Here is a 1,485-nt window from a genome sequence, read left to right on the forward strand (position 1 = left end):
TCCCATGATAGGTATGAAGCGGGCGGGGGCAAGTCAACTGGTGGGCGAATGAGCAAGGACGCTCTCGGCGATATCGGATTCGGCTATCGGCCGCGCGCCGTCTATGCGAGCGATCCGGCGCGGTCGCGCGGCCGGCTGTTCGACGAGCCCGAAAGCCCGACCCGCACGCCGTTCCAGCGCGACCGCGACCGCATCATCCATTCCACCGCCTTTCGCCGGCTGAAACATAAGACGCAGGTGTTCGTCGCGCATGAAGGCGACCACTATCGCACCAGGCTGACGCATTCGATCGAGGTGGCGCAGATCGCCCGCGCCTTGGCGCGGGCGCTGCGCGGCGACGAGGACCTCGCCGAAGCCGTCGCCCTGGTCCATGATTTCGGCCATACGCCCTTCGGCCATACCGGCGAGGAGGCGCTGAACGAGAAGATGGCTGCCTGGGGCGGGTTCGACCACAATGCGCAGTCGCTGCGCATCGTCACCAGGCTCGAGCGGCGTTACGCCGATTTCGACGGGCTGAACCTCACCTGGGAAACGCTGGAGGGGCTGGTCAAGCACAATGGGCCGCTGACCGACGCAAGCGGGAAAGGGCTCAAGGGTCCCGTGCCGCAGGCGATCCGCGATTACTCCGAACTGCACGACCTCGAGCTCGACCGCTTCGCCGGCATCGAGGCGCAGTGCGCGGCGATCGCCGACGACATTGCCTACAACAGCCATGACATCGATGACGGCCTGCGCTCCGGCTTCCTGACGCTGGACATGCTGGAGGACGTCGGCCTGCCGGGCTCGATCCTGAAGGGCGTGCGCGCCCGCTACCCGCAGCTCGATGACGTGCGCACCGGCCACGAGCTGATGCGCCGGCAGATCACGTTGATGGTGGAGGATGTGATTGCTTCCGCCACCGCCAATATCGAGCGCCTCAAGCCGGAGAGCGCGGATGCGGTGAGGGCGGCGGGCGAGACGATGGTCACCTTCTCCGCAAGCATGGCTGCCGAAGAGAAGGAGTTGAAGGCCTTTCTCTACAAGCATCTCTATCGGCATGCCGAAGTGATGCGTGTGCGGGCCGACGCCGAACGGATCGTTCGCGACCTGTTCGATGTCTATTTCGCCGATCCGCGCGCCATGCCCGACGGATGGCGCGAAGGGCTCGACCGCGCTGAAGATCGCATCAAGGCGCGCAGCGTTGCGGACTTCCTGGCAGGCATGACCGACACCTATGCGCTCAAGGAGCACAGGCGATTGTTTGACCATACGCCCGATTTGAGCTAGAGCCCGCTTCGAAACTCTACCCTGGCGGCCATCTGACGCGACTTTCTCCGCTTCCGGTGCTCACGGACTTAAATGTCCGCTCCGGTTCTCGAAAGCCACGCCATCTGACTCATCGGGGCGAGTTTCGAAGCGGACTCTTCCGGGCGGTCCGATAACCAATTTTCCAGAGCATACCCGATGAATATCTTCGCCGATTTCAACGCGCGGATCGTAAAAGCC

1 protein-coding gene is annotated in these 1,485 nt (G+C 63.8%); it reads left to right on the forward strand.

The features are described from left to right. Positions 1–48 precede the first annotated feature (48 nt). Positions 49–1,266: a deoxyguanosinetriphosphate triphosphohydrolase gene (locus tag EOA29_RS36240; RefSeq protein WP_126093395.1), complete on the forward strand. Its 1,218-nt coding sequence runs from the start codon at positions 49–51 to the stop codon at positions 1,264–1,266. Positions 1,267–1,485 lie beyond the last annotated feature (219 nt).

Origin of the sequence: Mesorhizobium sp. M1E.F.Ca.ET.063.01.1.1, from assembly GCF_003998155.1 — a bacterium.
Taxonomy (GTDB): Bacteria; Pseudomonadota; Alphaproteobacteria; order Rhizobiales; family Rhizobiaceae; genus Mesorhizobium.